The organism is Staphylococcus kloosii, assembly GCF_032139365.1.
Taxonomy (GTDB): Bacteria; Bacillota; Bacilli; order Staphylococcales; family Staphylococcaceae; genus Staphylococcus; species Staphylococcus kloosii_A.
In genome coordinates this window covers 25,779-44,318 of the sequence record NZ_JAVTDB010000016.1, presented here as the reverse complement: position 1 = coordinate 44,318, position 18,540 = coordinate 25,779, and the positions used below count along the sequence as shown (strand labels likewise).

The window sequence follows — 18,540 nt, the reverse complement described above, 5'->3', positions numbered from 1 at the left end:
GATGAAATTGAAAAACACGTTCAAAGCGATAATAAATGGCTTTTATTTATCCTTGATCAATTTATCTCTAATTCACTCAAGTACACAGATGATAATGGGAAGATTATTATTTACTTTGAAGAGGATAATCAAGAAAAAAGATTTATTATAAAAGATAACGGTGTTGGTATTAAAAATGAGGATTTAAATCGCGTCTTTGAAAAAGGATTCACTGGTTATAATGGAAGAAACTATCCAAAATCTACGGGAATGGGACTTTTTTTAGCTAAGCAATTGGCTAGTAAATTAGGTCATGATATAACCATCAAATCTAAGGAAAATATTTTTACTGAAATTACTGTACATTTTTATAAAAATAAAAATTATTACAATTTAAATTAAATAAAGTATTCAGACAGTGGTAATAGTATGGCATGTCGAACGAAGATGCTGATGCAGTAGATGAATTATCTAAAGATAACCAATATGAACTAAATAAAGAAACTATTCTAAAAGAACTCAATCAAAGGAGAGAACATAATGATTAGTATTATATACGGAGGTAACCAGTAAGGAATATGCTTTGAGTTATATCAGACAATTTTAAAGAAGTTAGATAAAAATGATTTACATATATTTAATTTGCAGTAAATGGATCTGCCATTAATATTTGAGAATGTTACTATTCAGAACCAACAAAATAGCAAACACATATAATCAATACTTTAAATGAATTAGAGCCATTAATTTTTATTTATCCACTATATTGGTTCAATGTGCCTCCGACAATGAAAAGCTTTGTTGATCAAGCATTTTGGCCAGAAAACAAGGTGCATTTTGGAGTTGCTAAAGGAATGATATATTGTACAATAGCGCCATTTATGATTATTACTACAATATTTATTATCACTCTTTACATAGGGGTTTTCCCAAAAGTGTTTTTTGTAACAATGGCTACGATACATGGAATGTCTTGTGTAGGAGATTTTTACTGGGTATTTAAAATAGAACAAATACCGAAATTATCGAAAATTGAAATGACAAATACTGGGATAATAATAACTGAAAAAGTTTAATTTATTCGCAAAATAGACACGCATCGTTTATAAATTTTTTTCATAAATTATAAAACTTAACTAAAATTCAAATATGGAGTAAGAAATGGAAGTAAATAAAGTGTTAATAGCATCTGTTACAAAAGTTAAGCAGATTGGAAAAATAATTCCAGAGTTTATGTCAAATTTATTCTAAAGAAAAGTGATACAAAATTTGAATTATAAAAACCGCATTATTTACCGATAAGCAGAAGCGTATCACAAATAAAACTAAAAAATAGGTTGTATATAACTCACTTTGAAATTGATTGAATATATAGTAACTTTAATAGAATGCAGCTATTGTGGCGTAGAATATGAGAATCAAAAAATGATTAATATAGTTTGAAGAGACTGAGCATAAATACTAGAAAAATGGCCAGTAAATGAGTTTACTATAAACTCATTTACTGGCTTCTCTAATAATTATCAAGACAATTCTCGTTTCTAGGCATACTTTGAAATGCGCTATTTTCTTTAAGAATATTAATATATGACTTGTGTTGGTAATGATAACCTTGGTTAGAGTGTATTGTCATGTGATAGTTAAGATTAGATCTTTTAATTAAAACATTGTTTTAAATATCGATGACAAGGTCTAATGTAGGACGTGTAGATATAAGGTTCGGAATTATATAAATCCATAAAAGGAGATAAATCGAAAACCTTTATACCCTGGGTGGGTATATGTTATAGTATAAGTAACTTTACTATAACATTTTCATTAGGAGGGGTTAATTTGAATAATAATGGTGAAGAGCATAATCATCAAAATCACATGAATCATTCCAATCAAATGCATCATGATAACCATGCCTCACATCATCATCATAGTGGCCATGCACATCATCATGGAAATTTTAAAGTTAAGTTTTTTGTTTCATTAATTTTTGCAATACCTATCATTCTTTTATCGCCACTGATGGGTGTTAACTTACCTTTTCAATTCACATTTCCAGGTTCTGAATGGGTAGTGTTAATATTAAGTACAATTTTATTCTTTTATGGTGGTAAACCGTTCTTGTCTGGTGGTAAAGATGAAATTGCTACAAAAAAACCAGGCATGATGACCTTAGTTACCCTAGGTATCTCAGTAGCTTATATTTATAGCTTGTATGCTTTTTATATGAATAACTTTAGTAGTGCAACTGGTCATACAATGGACTTTTTTTGGGAATTAGCAACCTTAATTTTAATTATGCTATTAGGACATTGGATAGAAATGAATGCTGTCGGAAATGCTGGAGATGCTTTAAAGAAAATGGCAGAACTGTTACCTAATAGTGCTATTAAAGTTATGGATAATGGCCAACGCGAAGAAGTTAAAATATCAGACATCATGACTGATGATATCGTCGAAGTAAAAGCCGGAGAAAGCATTCCAACAGATGGTATTATCGTTCAAGGACAAACATCTATAGATGAATCCCTAGTCACTGGAGAATCTAAAAAAGTACAAAAAAATCAAAATGACAACGTCATCGGGGGTTCTATTAATGGGTCTGGAACAATACAACTCAAGGTTACAGCTGTGGGAGAAGATGGATATCTTTCTCAAGTTATGGGACTTGTTAATCAAGCACAAAGTGATAAATCTAGTGCTGAATTGTTATCTGATAAAGTAGCGGGTTATTTATTCTACTTTGCTGTAAGTGTTGGCGTGATTTCTTTTATTGTCTGGATGCTCATTCAAAATGATGTTGATTTTGCATTAGAACGTCTTGTAACTGTGTTAGTCATTGCTTGTCCACATGCTTTAGGCTTGGCAATACCTTTAGTCACTGCACGTTCTACTTCAATTGGTGCACATAATGGTTTAATTATTAAAAATAGAGAGTCTGTAGAAATAGCTCAACATATCGATTATGTAATGATGGATAAAACTGGTACTTTAACTGAGGGTAACTTTTCTGTGAATCATTATGAGAGCTTTAAAAATGATGTGAGTAATGATACAATATTAAGCCTTTTCGCCTCATTAGAAAGTCAATCTAATCACCCATTAGCTATAAGTATTGTTGATTTTGCGAAAAGTAAAAATGTTTCATTTACTAATCCACAAGACGTTAATAATATTCCAGGTGTCGGATTAGAAGGTCTAATTGATAATAAAACATATAAAATAACAAATGTCTCTTATCTTGATAAACATAAACTTAATTATGACGATGACTTGTTTACTAAATTAGCTCAACAAGGTAATTCAATCAGCTATTTAATTGAGGATCAACAAGTCATTGGCATGATTGCTCAAGGAGATCAAATTAAAGAAAGCTCAAAACAAATGGTAGCTGATTTACTATCAAGAAATATTACACCAGTCATGCTTACAGGTGACAATAATGAAGTGGCACACGCTGTCGCAAAAGAATTAGGTATTAGTGATGTCCACGCACAACTCATGCCAGAAGATAAGGAAAGCATTATAAAAGATTATCAAAGTGACGGTAATAAAGTCATGATGGTCGGAGACGGTATCAACGATGCGCCGAGTCTTATAAGAGCCGATATTGGTATAGCAATTGGTGCAGGCACAGATGTTGCAGTGGATTCAGGTGATATCATACTTGTTAAAAGTAATCCATCAGATATTATTCATTTCTTGACCCTTTCAAATAATACTATGAGAAAAATGGTGCAAAACTTATGGTGGGGTGCAGGTTATAATATTGTTGCTGTACCTTTAGCAGCTGGTATTTTAGCATTTATCGGCTTGATTTTATCACCTGCAATAGGTGCTATTTTAATGTCACTAAGTACGGTTATTGTTGCAATTAATGCCTTTACATTAAAATTAAAATAAAAGATAGGAGTTTTATTATGATTAAAAAATTATTTTTTATGATATTAGGATCATTACTAATATTATCAGCTTGCTCCAATAATGATGAAAAAGATAAAGACACTAATGACCAAAAAAGTGAGAGCCATATGAAGCATAATGATGAAAGTAAAGTTCCAGAAGATATGAAATCGACTAATGAGGGTGAATTTAAAGTGGGAGATAAAGTAACGATTACAGCAGGGCATATGCCAGGTATGAAAGGTGCAGAAGCTACTGTAAAAGGTGCGTATAAAACATATGCCTATGTTGTAAGTTATAAACCCACAAATGGAAATGAAAAAGTAAACAATCATAAATGGGTCGTAAACGAAGAGATTAAAGATGCACCTAAAGATGGATTTAGTAAGGGCGATACTGTTAAATTAGAAGCAAGTCATATGTCTGGTATGAAAGGTGCTACAGCCAATATAGATAACGTGAAAAAGACTACTGTTTACGTAGTTGATTACAAATCCAAAGATAATGGTAAAATCATTAAAAATCATAAATGGATGACAGGAAATGAGCTGAAAGCACGATAAAAATCTAGTTCTAAATTGAGAAATAAATAGATATAAAAATATCCTCCTTAATCAATAATTTAAATAACTTATTATTGTTAAGGAGGATATTTTTTAGTGTGTAAATTAAAAAGAATTTTAGAAGAATAACATTTATCAAAAAACTGTTCATTACCTTATTAATTGAAATTATATAATTAAAAACCGCATCACTACCTGATAAGCAGAAGCGTATCACAAGTAATGAGGTTCATGATTTTTGACATAGTTAGCCTCCGCAGTCTTTCATTTTAAGTAAATAATAGCGAAATATTCTTTATACTGAATACTTATAGTGAAGCAAAGTTCTAGCTTTGAGAAAATTCTTTCTGTAACTAAATATAGTAAATTACGGTAAAATATAAATAAGTACATATTGAAGAAAATGAGATATTTTATAATAGGAGGGAATTTCCAATGATAGACAACTTTATGCAGGTCCTTAAATTAATTAAAGAGAAACGTACCAATAATGTAGTTAAAAAATCTGATTGGGATAAAGGTGATCTATATAAAACTTTAGTCCATGATAAGTTACCCAAGCAGTTAAAAGTGCATATAAAAGAAGATAAATATTCAGTTGTAGGGAAGGTTGCTACTGGGAACTATAGTAAAGTTCCTTGGATTTCAATATATGATGAGAATATAACAAAAGAAACAAAGGATGGATATTATTTGGTATATCTTTTTCATCCGGAAGGAGAAGGCATATACTTATCTTTGAATCAAGGGTGGTCAAAGATAAGTGATATGTTTCCGCGGGATAAAAATGCTGCAAAACAAAGAGCATTAACTTTATCTTCCGAACTCAATAAATATATTACATCAAATGAATTTAATACTGGAAGATTTTATTACGCAGAAAATAAAGATTCATCTTATGATTTAAAAAATGATTATCCATCAGGATATTCTCATGGATCAATAAGATTCAAATATTATGATTTGAATGAAGGATTCACAGAAGAAGATATGCTAGAGGATTTAAAGAAATTTTTAGAACTATTTAATGAATTAGCTTCAAAAGTTACAAAAACATCCTATGATAGCTTGGTCAATAGCATAGACGAAATACAGGAAGACAGCGAAATTGAAGAAATTAGAACAGCACAAAAAGATAAGACACTCAAGGAAGTGGAAGCACCTAAAGGAATAATTCCAAAATATAAAAAAGGTGTATCAAAGACTACTAAAAATGATTCAGAAATTGAAAAGTCAAATAAAGAGAATAAATTAACCGGTAAAGTTGGAGAAAAATTAGCGCTAAATTACTTTAATGAGCTAATTGATAATAAAATAGACGAAGATAAGAAAGAACAGTTTAGGAATATTTTAAATGATAATCCAGGCTCTCAACACGGTCATGGCTATGATTTAGTAGCTTTTGATCCAACAAATACAGATGAAGCTGTAGAAAAATTTATTGAAATTAAAACATCTACATCTTCTAGTATTGAGGAACCATTTTTTATATCGCTAAATGAAATGTTTGCTATGAAAGAATATAAGAAGAAATATTTAATATTAAGAATATTTAATGTTTCCGGTAAAGAACCACAATTTTATTTTATAGATCCATATGCAAATTATTCTGAATTTAAAGATGTAGATGATCTCATTGATAAAGTATTTAATGTAGAAGCTGTTCAGTATAAAGTTTTTAGCGAAAAATGATTACTTGAACAAGAGCTGAAATAAAATTGTGATCTAATAAAAATAGAAACTGTAATTTAAATAAAACTTTCTAACTAAGCTAACTAAGCTAACTGATAAAAAATCAGTTTGTCCACAGTCTGAAACAAGATTCCTATATTCTTTAGGAATCTTGTTTTTTCTATTTTTATGGTGATAAAGAGCAGATAAGATAATGTGTAATAATCACAAAAAAGTTAAATATTTTAAGGCTTGTTTAATTATTAATGATTTTATATATAAAGAGCAGTATAATAAAGTTGTTAATATATTATGAATAATATTCAAGTAATTTTATTGTTTTTTAATTTGTCGATATTTAAGTTGAGTTAAATTTAAAGGGTGTAATTTGTTTTACAATGATGAAGATAATTAGTCTATCAAAATAAAGGGGTTGGGACTGTTATGAGTGATAATTTGTCATTATTCATTGACTATATCAATGATAATATAATCTATGGTAGTGAAATCAAACGGGAGAAATTAGAGAATTTATTTAATCAATTTTCTATAAAAAATGATGAAAAGAACATTGTCTATGATGAACTGAAATCTTTAGATATTACAATCATTGAGTCACAGGATTCATATAAAAATAAATTGAAGAGATTATTTTCTTTGTTTGACGAAAATAAAGAATTGTTAGAAAGTGATTTATTAAAGTGGTTTGACGAAGAAGTTGATAATGCCGAAGTAAAAGCTACTATTCGAAAATTACTTAAAGATATGGATTATACAATTATTAATGATATAAATAAAAAGGTTATAAATAAAGAGTTAGAACTGTTAGAAATTGAAGACTCTGAAGAATTAGATGATCTCTTGGATAATGATGAATTTAAAGAAAATCTTAAAGATTTAAAAGATATAGTAGATAAAAGACATAATATTAAGTATCTAAGTGATTATGAAAAATACAAAGAAGATTACGCAAAAAAGTCAGAATTATTAGATAACATAGCTTTCGCAAATGAAAAGTTAGTTTACAAAATTGTGTTGAAATATAAAGGTTTGTCTACCCCATCATTTAACGAGGAAGATATGTTTCAAGCTGGCATGCAAGGATTATTAAAAGCTGTAGAAAGGTTTGATGTAGATAAAGGATTTCAATTTTCAACATATGCTACACATTGGATAAGACAAAGTATATCGAGATCAATTGCTGATTTTAGTACTACCATACGAGTACCTGTACACATGCGTGAAAAGATAACTAAACTTATATATATTGAAAATGAATTTTTTAATACCAATAGTAGAACAGCAACTAATAGAGAACTTGCAGTAAAAATGGAATGTGAAGTAGATGAAATTGAAACGCTGAAAAAGGTCAAAACTATATCGAATTTAACAAGTCTAGAAACAACTATTGGAGAAGATGAAGATAGTCTATTAATTGATTTTATTCCTGATGAAAAAAGTATAAGTACTGAAAACCAAGTTGCAGGTTTATTTTTAAAACAAGAGATTGATAATCTTTTCAGTAATAAGTTGACAGAGCGGGAAGCAAAAGTATTATTAATGCGTTTTGGGTTTGAAAACGGTCAAATTTATACTTTAGAAGAAATCGGACAAGAAATTGGTGTTACAAGAGAACGTATTAGACAGATTGAGTCGAAAGCTTTAAAAAAATTAAAATTTATTAAAATTAAAGAAAGGTTAGGCGAATATTATTATGGTTAATAATAAGATAGAAGAGATTATTAGTGAAAATGGTAGTAGTATTATAGTTCTTGAAGGTATAGATAAGAATTTAATTCCAGAAGAGAATAAATATTTTTCATTTAATATCGACTATTATGACAAAGTAGAGTTAAATGTTTTAAAAGAACAAGTAGTAGATGAAATTATTTTAAACAGAACGTTTAGTGAAGATTATAAATGGATGACTATTGAAGAATATCAAATATTTAAGGATTATTTTTCAATAAATAAAATGCCTATAATTATTTTGAAAAACAATCTTTACGGAAAACAGTATCCATATAAAAATACATTATCAAATGTTGAAAATATATATCATGATCTTTATTTTGAAGAAGACAATACACTAGAACCGGAACAAGTGAAAATACTTGAGGCAGTTTCAAATTTTTATGGTCAGATAGACTATTCAAAGCAGTCGGGTAACTATTTTGTTACATATCCAGAAATTAACGAAAATATAGAAGTCTATAATCTTTATGAAAATCATGCATATGATGTACAAGTAACTGATAACTATCCTTCAGAGAATGCAAAACGAATTGAGTTGTCAGATGACGAAATTCCTTTTTTAGATTTACAAGATGAAATAATTAATAGTGAAAAGAACGAAAATATTGTATTCATTTTATCTGGATCACTTGATAAGTTACCGAATAATTATCTTGAAAGAATTAATATTCTTAGTAAAGTGACTAATGCAAAATTCTACTTTACAACATTGTCTATAAAAAAACAGGTTATTGATAATAAAGAGAATTACGAAAGAATGTTAAAAGATGTTTATGGATATGATGGATTTAGAGATATAGCATTTTATGAAAATATAGAAAATCAATCAAAAGAAACAGTTGCAATATCCCAAGTACAAATTGTTGATGATATTGTTAATCAGGCTGAAAATGCAATGTTTGGTGAGGCATTTAGGGATATATATATTACTGCTTCAACTGGTGCAGGAAAATCAGTGATGTTCCAAGTACCTGCATTATATTTAGCTGACAAATATATAGATAATAAACCACTAACACTTGTAATATCACCTTTAATTGGACTTATGAATGACCAAGTTGAAAATATGCGTAGAAAAGGCGTGAATTCATCTGCTACTATAAATGGAAATACACCACCTTATGAAAAAGAGAATATAATAGAAGGCGTTCAAAACCAAAAAATTGATGTTCTTTATTTATCTCCTGAAACACTACAAGCACGGAGTGATATTAAAATGCTTATTGGGGATAGAAATATTGGGGTTGTCATAATAGATGAAGCGCATATTGTTACAACTTGGGGTAAATCATTTAGAGCAGACTATTGGTATCTTGGTATATATCTAGCGAAATTAAGAAAAGAATATAAGTTTCCAATTGTAACATTTACAGCAACTGCAATATATGGTGGACGTGAAGATATGTATTTAGATACTAGAAATAGTTTAAATATGATTAGTCCTATATCATATTTTGGTGATGTGAGAAGAGAAGATCTAATAATGAAAGTACGTAGTAGTCAGAAAGATTTAGATGCTGAAGGAAGAGATTATAGAAAAACAAAAAATACCTTGGCTTTAAAACATTTACAGCAAGCTGAAAAATTAAATCAAAAATCTTTGCTATATTTCCCAACAGTAAGGCTACTTTTAGAATTTTATAATTTTGTTAATTTAAATGAACCTGAAATTGCTAAGAAAACAGGTAAATATTATGGCACACTTCAAAAAGAAGAAAAAGATGAGGTTCTTAGGGAATATAAATCTGGAGATATACAATTCGTACTAGCAACTAAAGCGTTCGGAATGGGGATAGATATTCCAGATATTAATAATGTTTATCATTATGCACCAACAGGAAATGTCGTTGATTATATTCAAGAAATTGGACGTGCAGCCAGAGATAAAGACAAAGTTGCAAAGGGATTTGGAGTAATTGATTTTCTATCGAAAGATATGAATGAAGTAAAAAGATTACAAGGAATGTCAGCAATTAGAAAATCTCAAATATTAGAAGTAATGAAAAAAGTCTTGTCAGTTTATAAGGAAAAAGGGAATAATCGTAACGTTATTATTAGTCCAGAAGATTTTAAATATATTTTCGTACAAAGTAAACGTGATGAAGATTCATTGGATAATAAAGTTAAGACAGTTTTATTGATGATAGAAAAAGATTTTTCATCGCCTAATAAACTTGGATATTCACCGTTTGTTGCGAGACCAAGAAGTTTGTTTGGTAACGATATGATTATGGTAACTCCGGATATGGAGTCTTCATTTATTAAATCTGATATTGGTAGATACTTTAGTAAAAGATATGATATTGAAAGTCCTTCATATAGTTCTATTTATCAAGTGAATTTAAGCGACATATGGGAAAAGTATTACAAAAGAATGTCATATCCAAGTTTTAAGTATGCATTATTTAATGCTAAAGAAAGAGAAAAATTAAAGCATAGTAAGTTGTTTGAAAAATTAATATATACTTCAGGTGTTGAAGTAAGTTTGAATAGCGATATTTCAATAGAAGACATAAAATCAAAATATAAAATTATTTTAGATTCATTTGAAAAATTTGTGAATCAACTAAAAATAACTGACAAACACTTCACAGTTGTAGACCTAGGCAATCATTTTATGAAATCATTAAAAATATCTGATAAATTTGAAGCTAGAGCATTTGCTCAAACTATTATTAACGCTGCTTTTGAGTTTGGGAAAATTAAAGAAATTAAGTTTATAACTGAAAGAATTAATAATGAAAATAATCAAAAGTATTTTTTCAATCAGGATGGAGATATTTTCACTAATTTTATAATGAATTCTATTACAAGTGCATTAACACCTAATTATAATTTTGTAAAAGATGGAGATACTGTAACGTCATTTCATCTTAGAGTAAATACAAATAATATAGATTCGCAGATTGCTGCTTTAGGTATTGGCGAAGCTAGAAAATTACTTAATTATCAAGTTGTTGGAGGTAATACACCACAAATTTATTTAAGAATGAACTCAGTAGCACCTCTTGAAAAAGCAATTAAACAAGGTGATTTTTATCAAAATACTATATTACAAGATGTTCAATCAAAACATCATACGAGTGTAGAGATGCTCAAGTATTTATTTACTAAAAAGCAGATTGGAGCAACCGTAACAGAAAGAACACTAAATTATACTGAGTGGTTTTGGGATAATATAGAAAATTACTTTATGGGAATTTTACCAAATGAAGTAAAAGAAACTATTTCTCGAAAATAGATATATCTAAATTTTTAAAGAATATATTTCTAGTTAATACTTATGAACTTGAAAGACTAGTAAATACATTATAAGAAATAGTGCATTCTCTACGTTATGGAGGTGCTCTATTTTTTATTGAAAAGTATCAAGTTAATTAATTTAATATGCTTAATAAGTTCTACTTTGACCTTTTTCTCTAGCTTCTGTTTGACCTCTTAAGTACTCAATATATACTGGATTTTCTGTTAATTCATCAACTGTATTAGTATAATCAGAAGACGTGTCTACTTTGTAAGCTTCTAAGAACTTATTATATGATATAGCGTTTGAGTCTTGTTGTTCTTCTACAGATTTCTGTAGTTTTTTTAGTTTATTTAAATGTATTAAAAAATGAGGTAATTGTTTAGCATATTTGTATTAGTCCTGTTAAGTTGACTCAACGGGACTAATTAAGTTGACTACTTAGTTTTTAGCCCGTTGATTAGTAAAGAAATTCCAAAATCAAAGACTTCTTCCTCACTTAACTTTTCAATAATATTATTCTTATAGTAGTAATTTAAATACGGAGCAATTGAATGATTCCAGCTTGATTCATTATGGCGATTATTTTTTGCTTGATCGTCGATTTGAATTTGACGGTCGATTTGAAATGTAAGAATGAAGTTAATAAAGATATTTATATAATACAATTTTTGTTCACGCTTGATATCCAGTCCATCTACAATCATTAATAAGTTATCTAGTAATTTTGTATAATTTACTTGGGTTGGTGGATAAACAAGGAGTAGCCATTCCAAGTTTGGATATTTTTTTAAAGTGCTTAAGATGTTGTAAGCATATTGCTTTAATTTATCATCAACACCATTGGCATTAACTGGAAAAACAACTTCAGCCAAGGCTTTATCCACCATTGCTTGAAATATGGACTCCTTATTTTTGTAATAATGATAGAGTGAAGAAATGGTAGTGTTTGAGGCTGCTGATAGTTTACGCATAGAAAATCCATCAATACCTTCTTTTTGCAATAAATCCCATGAAATATCAATAATTTGAGCTTTTTTAGATTCTTTGTTCATTATATAGCAACTCCTAAATACATATTATCTCTATTTTAACTGAAAGAAGAATATAAGTTAAATTGTAATTGATAAAGTTTGACAGTTTATTGTAACGGAGTTACATTATTTATGTTACATTGTTACAAATAAAATCGGATAAATATTTTGGAGTGGTTATAATTATGGAAAATTTAAAAATTTCAATCATTGGCAGTGGATTAGGCGGTCTTGCCTTAGCACAAGGTTTAAAAAAACATAATATCGATGTTACAGTTTTTGAACGTCAAGAACGCAATAGTATGAAACAAACAGGTTATCGTATAAAAATTAATCAGCATGGTACGGAAGCTTTAAAATTCTGCTTACCAGAACATTTATATGAACTTTACATCAAAACATCAGTGAAAAGCCCACTACATCCATTCTTTTTGGATGCATATACATTAAAAAGTTCAAATAAAGATGATCAAGTTGAAGAAAATCAATCAGTAAATAGATTTACCTTTAGAGAAGTATTATTAGGTGAACTAGATGGACAAATAGAATATGGTTACACTTTTAAAAGTTACGAAAAAATTGAAAATGGAAAAATTAAAATATGGTTTGAAAATGGAGAAAGTCACATTACAGATATATTAATCGGAGCAGATGGAGCGAATTCTCGAGTAAGAAAACAGTATAAACCCGAAATATCAGTAATGGATACCGATGGGCGAGCACTTTATACTAAAGTGTATTTGGATGAACAGCGAAGAGAAAGTTTGAGTGCATTAACTGGAATAGGAATGCGTGGTATGTCAGATGAAAATGCACCGGCTATGCTTTTATTAGAAGATATGAAATTTAATCAACCGTTAGAACAACATTCGCAAAACATTGCACCAAATGTTCATATCACGCCCCAACAAGACTATTTATACGTAGTTTTCGCAGGACATAAAACATGGTTCGATAATTCAGATGAGACGTTATTTAATTTAAGTGGGTCTGAATTACTAGATTTAGCTAAAACAAAAACATCACATTGGCATCCACAAATAGCAAAAATGTTAGATTTTGCATCGGCAGAGTCTACAGGCATGTACCACATTAGAAATGTTGTTCCTTACAAATCTTGGAAAGAAACAACAAACATCTTACTGTTAGGAGACGCCTTACATCCAATGACACCAATTGGTATCGGAGGTAATGCTGCACTTTACGATGCATACAAATTAACCCAAGCATTTATTGACTACAAATTAGGAAATAAAAAACTAGAGGATGCTTTGAGATCATATGAAACAAATGCAATTACGAGAGGTATGTCAGATGTTAGAACATCTTCTAAAGGTGGAGAAAGTATGTTTAATCAAATAGAATTACCTGCAGAAGACATTGAGATAGATTAATAATAAAAAGCATATGAAACTAAGAATGTTGAGTTCATATGCTTTTGTATGGATTTGAATTGAATAAGCGGCTATTTTAAACTGCATCAAGTAGTGATATTATACAAGACATTCAAAAACTAAATTCAGTTAGGACAGTTGCTTTAGTAATTGTTAAAATCTATTGTTTATTGTAGTATCGTACCTTGTCACAGAGTTATAGAGATAGTTTATAAATGAAAAGAAATTGATTGAATATTAAAGATTGATCCTAGGTCCAATCTTTAATCAATAGTAATTCTTATTGCTAAGTATGTAAAAAATAAAAAAATAACTTAAAAATAGGACATTCTCACTATCTAGTGAGAATGTCCTATCTATCATATGCTAACGTATCAACCGGTACACTTTATCTCATATCTTGCCCTGTACTATTATAAAATTCAACATCCCATTAGGCGTTACTTTAAATACATAATTCCCTCTACTACTTTTATTATTCGCCAAGATTTCCCATTTCTCAGTTGTTGGATTTTAATTTAAATATAGTAGTTAAGGTAACTGTACAGTTTATTGAGATGTATCATAATTAGACATTTTTAAGGCAGTTATTAATTTTTGCTTATAATTCTATTTTAGTTTAATGGTCGATAGATGTTTTAGGTCCGTTCCAAATTTGAACAGTTCCATCATCTTTAACTAAGATTGTGTTAGCGCCTGCTCCTGATTTATTATTTGCATTAATCGTCCATTCTGAACGATTGTATTCTGATTCTTGAAATTTTAATAAATCAGCATCCCTAACTTCATTCACCGCAGCTATAGCGTAATCAAAAACATTATCTCTAGTTACTTGTTGTTCATCATTTGTATCTTCTTCTGTTGTAGATTGATCTTGACTATTATTTTGACTTTGATTCGATTGATTTTCATTATTAGATGTTTCACTAGTAGTTTGAGAATTACTTTCTTCGTTTTCTTTTTGTTGAGCTTGTAATTTATTTTTTTCTAACTCTACTTCCTGATATTTGTTGTATCCAAAAAATCCAACAGCTGCTAATATACCAATGATGGAAATTATTGTTATTGTGCTTAATAATTTTTTCATAATCTATTCATCCTCAAATTTAATAATTGCCATCTTGACCATTAGAACGTGCTTCAACTTGACCTCTTAAATATTCTTTATAAGCTGGATCTTTAGATAATTCATCGACTGCATCAGCATCTTCGCTTGACATGCCTTCTTTATATGCCTCTAAAAATTCATCATCAGACATGTTTTTAGCATCTTCAGCTGTATATTTAGGTGCGCTTTCTTCTGTATTTTCTCCATTTGTAGCTCCACCACCAGATTGGGCAATAACACCTTTTTCAAATTCTTCCTCTTCCTCAGGAGAATCAAATTCACCAGTATAATCTATACCATTCTTAGTTTTTTTAATTTCTTCACCATCTTCTGTTGTTCGCACATCATTAGTATTGAGTTCTTCATTTGTGTTTGTTGACTTTTGATTTTCATTTTGGTTTGAAGTTTTATTCTTACTATCTTTTTGTTTGTTTTCAGTTACTTTAGCCTCTTCTTTTTTAAGTTCTAAATCTTTATAACTCCCATACGCGAATACAACTGCAACTCCCAATATTGCAACCAATAAAACAACACCTAAACTTGCTAAAAATTTTTTCAACTTAATATCCCCATTCTTTCTAAAATTATTTTATATTAATCTATTTTGCTACGCTTTTCTATATTTATTATTAGAATAATTGAAAAAGACATATTTTGAAGTCAATATGTCTTTGAAAAATATTACTTCTTTATTGTTCTTTAATTTTTATCGGTTGACCCAATTTACTTTCTATAATTCTTGTTATTTCTTTACCTAGTGGCCCTTTAATAGTGAATGTTCTTTTAAAATAAGACCCTAAAATTCCAAGACCAGCTGCTGCAAGTAGAAGACTACCTCCAGACATAGCAGTTAATCCAATCAAGGAACCCAACGCAACTTTCCCTATTTGTTTAAAAGGCTTCTTATCAAATATAACTGTTAGACCTATGACATTAGGTGTTTTTGTTTCTCCCATAATAATTAAATAATTACTTTTATGACTCTTAAAATGATAAGTTGTTATCTGTGCATTATCTTTAAATACTTTTAATAGTTCGCGCTCATGGCTATTCGATTTTTCAAGAATTTCTTCTTCTTTTAGAACTTCAGCTTCCTTACTGAATGTATATTTTTTATTTAAAGCAAGTGTTTTTAGTTCGCTTTCAAAATCATTTAAAGATTTCGCTTCATAATATGCAAATTCCATTTATTTCACTCCTTACTATTTTTCCCACTTATTCGTTTCGTGATTATAAGTGAATCCTCTTTCTTGTAATAGAGATTTAGCCGCAAGATAAGTATCGTAATCACCGTCATCTTTCTTCTGTATCTCATATATTTCCATTAAGTCTTGGTTTGAGCTATCACTTAAAGCGTCTCTCATAAAACCTCTATCGCCTGTTGTTTCCCAAATTGCACCGATGGCAGCGCCAACTGTCGCAACTGAATAATATGCTGCTGCCCCGACACCTTTCCCAATTCCTTTGCCTATCGTTTTTATGATGTTACTCATGATTTCCATTCCTTTCATTATTATTAAGGTTATTTGTAAAGCATTGTGTGCTTTGTTCACTCTCGAACCTGTTGTTTTAAATATGTTGACTGCAATAAAAGTAATTCATCAATCACTTGTTCTCTCAAATCAGGAGGTGAAATAATACGTATATTGGATCGATACATAAAACAGAGTTGAATCGCTTCGATTCTTGTCATCTTAAAAGTGACGATAAGATAATGTGCATCAAAATTTTCTATTACATGAATTTGATAATATCGATGCATTTTTAACCACACATCTTTAGAAATTTCAAAAGTAATATAAGTTTGTACCTTTGGTTTTTCTTGTATGTCTATAGATTTTTCAGACAAACTCAAATTCATTTGATTAATATCATCGATATAAATTTCATTGTCCATTCGATATACTAAGTGAAAAGCATACATTTGATAGTACATCGATAAGGGTAATAATAGTTTTTGATGGTATTGAAGATATTTATTTTCATTCATTGCTTGAACAACTAATGATGATGTCGAAATACCTGTTTGATTTTTATCAATTTCAAACCAATCAAGATATTTTAATAATGCAGTTCGATTACCTGAATGATGTTTGACGATTAACAATTTAAGATATTGATAAAAGTAATGGCTTAATTTTGGTGTGGTTAGGTATAAAGCAGTCAAAATATCATACATAAAATGCATATTTTCACTTTTATTTTGTTCAAGCTTATAACTTTCTGATTTATAATCGTACGTAATTTCTTTAGGTGCACTTATCCATGATTTACTTTCATATAAGAAGTTTCTGCTATCATCGATATCTCTTTGTATCGTTCGAGAGCTTGTCTCAAGTTCTAATGTAAGTGATTGCTTGTTGACGGATTTATTTTGTAGTAACCGATTGTATATTGTTAATATTCGAAATGCACGATCCAATATGTCACCTCCTTTAAGTTATATATTACAAAATAGGTTTGTCACAATAAGTCAATCCTACGCATATTTAATAAAAGTTGTGAAAAATATTTTTGATATGGAAGCATTGATATGAATGGTTTTTTTAAATATTGGAAATTAATAAATTAACGGTAGTGACAAAATACGGCTAAACCTCTAACTTTAAATCATTTTGTCTAATGGAATAAGTATGACTAGTAGAGAAAATAATATGGTCATAAAATAAAATGCCCATCATTTCACTGATGAGCATTAACCGTTCAGTTACATTGATATCTTCAGGAGAAGGCGTTACATCTCTACTTGGATGAGTATGACCTAGCATAATACTATTTGCGTTACTGAGTATCGCTGCTTTGAATATTTCTCTAGGATGAATCACTGTCTGGTTAATAGATCCAATTGATAGTGTTTGAATATGTGTAGGTTCATTTTTATTATTCATACAGATAAGAATGAGATGCTCTCGGTCACTGTTTCCAATGAATGAACGCATGATTTCTGCCGCATCCTCAGGGTTTGAAATACGAGCTTTTAGATAACTTAATGTATCTGTTTTTATTATTTGTAGTGAAACGATATTGATTTCTTTCATAATTTACCTCCATCCTTCATATATAGGTTAGGCTTTCAAAGTCCATTTCTGTCTTGCTTTTGGATTAAGGGGATGCATGATTTCATTAGTTACGGGGTTCATGAGTTGCTTCACTTTCTTTTTATGTGGTTTCAACATCTCTAATATTTCATTGACACGCGCTTCAACAATCGGTTTTTTAGCGTAAGCGCCCCACTGCATCTGATTCTTTCACTGCCTTCATGATTTGAATGTCAGTATGCTTATCATGACTATTTGCCATATGCTTTATATTTGTGGTTGTTATCATGTTTGAATATAGGTTCACAAAATTAATTGATCCGAAGTCTTTCATTTCAGATACTTTATTTAGAATTAATTGAGTCGTTAAATCTAATTTTTTGGTTCCTTCAAAATTTGTATAACAAGTTATAACTGAAATTATCTTTTTATCTTTGTCCCACGTTTTTTTGAGTAAATAACGATGTTGATTATCGTCACTAAATATTGCTTCAGTTTCTAATATACATTGTATATTCTACATGATTGATGCCTCCTATTAATATTCTTCGGGTAGTAACATGACGTAATAAGAAAGGTCTACATCATCTTCTCGGATAATGTAGACCTTATTCATATTGATAGCTTTTGAATAATTAGCTTTATGTGTTTTGATGTACTCAGGACGTTCTTGTTTGTGTTTGATATATAATTGATTATTGTGCATGTTGAACTGGAAGATGTGAAAGTAATCTATTGCTTCTAATTCCTTGGACTGTTCGTTTTCACGTTGCGCTACAAGTTGCCATAAATGATGTTGTAATGTGGTAGGTAAGTAATTGGCAATACCACGGGTGATATATCTATTCATAAGCATT

16 protein-coding genes and 2 pseudogenes are annotated in these 18,540 nt (G+C 29.5%); 9 read left to right on the top strand and 9 right to left on the bottom strand.

The features are described 5' to 3' along the window. From RPL90_RS01590 to RPL90_RS01555, 8 genes and pseudogenes are all read left to right on the top strand, one after another. On the top strand, positions 1-381 hold a 381-nt coding region (locus tag RPL90_RS01590; RefSeq protein WP_313541880.1), incomplete at its 5' end, for an ATP-binding protein. Positions 382-692: 311 nt separating this feature from the next. Continuing rightward, positions 693-755 (top strand): annotated as a pseudogene (locus RPL90_RS12950) (NAD(P)H-dependent oxidoreductase); the annotation flags it as partial. 12 nt (positions 756-767) lie between these two features. Further along, positions 768-1,055 (top strand): metalloprotease family protein, encoded by a 288-nt coding sequence (locus tag RPL90_RS01585; RefSeq protein WP_313541877.1) that lies wholly within the window; start codon positions 768-770, stop codon positions 1,053-1,055. A gap of 757 nt (positions 1,056-1,812) precedes the next feature. Further along, the gene (locus tag RPL90_RS01575; RefSeq protein WP_313541874.1) at positions 1,813-3,876 is read left to right on the top strand and encodes a heavy metal translocating P-type ATPase; all 2,064 of its coding nucleotides are present in this window, start codon (positions 1,813-1,815) and stop codon (positions 3,874-3,876) included. 17 nt (positions 3,877-3,893) lie between these two features. After that, entirely contained in the window at positions 3,894-4,439 is a 546-nt protein-coding gene (locus tag RPL90_RS01570) for a YdhK family protein (RefSeq protein WP_000592150.1), read from the top strand. Positions 4,440-4,874: 435 nt separating this feature from the next. Further along, a complete protein-coding gene (locus RPL90_RS01565; protein ID WP_313541870.1) occupies positions 4,875-6,131 on the top strand; it encodes an MrcB family domain-containing protein in 1,257 nt (418 codons plus the stop codon). 423 nt (positions 6,132-6,554) lie between these two features. Further along, complete coding sequence (locus RPL90_RS01560; RefSeq protein WP_313541867.1) at positions 6,555-7,832, top strand: sigma-70 family RNA polymerase sigma factor; 1,278 nt, start codon at positions 6,555-6,557, stop codon at positions 7,830-7,832. Beyond that, on the top strand, positions 7,825-11,106 hold the full coding sequence (locus tag RPL90_RS01555) for a DEAD/DEAH box helicase (protein WP_313541864.1): 3,282 nt from the start codon (positions 7,825-7,827) through the stop codon (positions 11,104-11,106). Before RPL90_RS01560 ends, RPL90_RS01555 begins: the two co-directional genes overlap by 8 nt. A 440-nt stretch (positions 11,107-11,546) precedes the next feature. Here the strand turns inward: RPL90_RS01555 and RPL90_RS01550 are convergent, their stop codons facing one another. Continuing rightward, entirely contained in the window at positions 11,547-12,164 is a 618-nt protein-coding gene (locus RPL90_RS01550; RefSeq protein ID WP_071331192.1) for a TetR/AcrR family transcriptional regulator, read from the bottom strand. A gap of 164 nt (positions 12,165-12,328) precedes the next feature. Between RPL90_RS01550 and RPL90_RS01545 the strand changes: the two genes are divergently transcribed. Then, positions 12,329-13,537, top strand: coding sequence for an FAD-dependent oxidoreductase (locus RPL90_RS01545; protein WP_313541858.1), 1,209 nt, complete (start codon positions 12,329-12,331; stop codon positions 13,535-13,537). A gap of 619 nt (positions 13,538-14,156) precedes the next feature. Here the strand turns inward: RPL90_RS01545 and RPL90_RS01540 are convergent. From RPL90_RS01540 to RPL90_RS01505, 8 genes and pseudogenes are all read right to left on the bottom strand, one after another. After that, positions 14,157-14,624: a hypothetical protein gene (locus tag RPL90_RS01540; protein ID WP_313541855.1), complete on the bottom strand. Its 468-nt coding sequence runs from the start codon at positions 14,622-14,624 to the stop codon at positions 14,157-14,159. Positions 14,625-14,643: 19 nt separating this feature from the next. Further along, positions 14,644-15,204, bottom strand: a complete 561-nt coding sequence (locus RPL90_RS01535) for a hypothetical protein (protein WP_313541852.1) — start codon at positions 15,202-15,204, stop codon at positions 14,644-14,646. A gap of 130 nt (positions 15,205-15,334) precedes the next feature. Continuing rightward, a complete protein-coding gene (locus RPL90_RS01530) occupies positions 15,335-15,832 on the bottom strand; it encodes a hypothetical protein (protein ID WP_313541849.1) in 498 nt (165 codons plus the stop codon). 15 nt (positions 15,833-15,847) lie between these two features. Further along, positions 15,848-16,138, bottom strand: a complete 291-nt coding sequence (locus RPL90_RS01525) for a hypothetical protein (RefSeq protein WP_313541846.1) — start codon at positions 16,136-16,138, stop codon at positions 15,848-15,850. Between the two features lie 56 nt (positions 16,139-16,194). Then, positions 16,195-17,067, bottom strand: coding sequence for a transcriptional regulator (locus RPL90_RS01520; RefSeq protein WP_313541843.1), 873 nt, complete (start codon positions 17,065-17,067; stop codon positions 16,195-16,197). Positions 17,068-17,236: 169 nt separating this feature from the next. Next, a complete protein-coding gene (locus tag RPL90_RS01515) occupies positions 17,237-17,683 on the bottom strand; it encodes a JAB domain-containing protein (protein ID WP_313541840.1) in 447 nt (148 codons plus the stop codon). Between the two features lie 27 nt (positions 17,684-17,710). Continuing rightward, positions 17,711-18,197 (bottom strand): annotated as a pseudogene (locus tag RPL90_RS01510) (DUF1643 domain-containing protein). 24 nt (positions 18,198-18,221) lie between these two features. Continuing rightward, positions 18,222-18,533 (bottom strand): DUF960 family protein, encoded by a 312-nt coding sequence (locus RPL90_RS01505; protein WP_313541837.1) that lies wholly within the window; start codon positions 18,531-18,533, stop codon positions 18,222-18,224. Between the last annotated feature and the right edge of the window lie 7 nt (positions 18,534-18,540).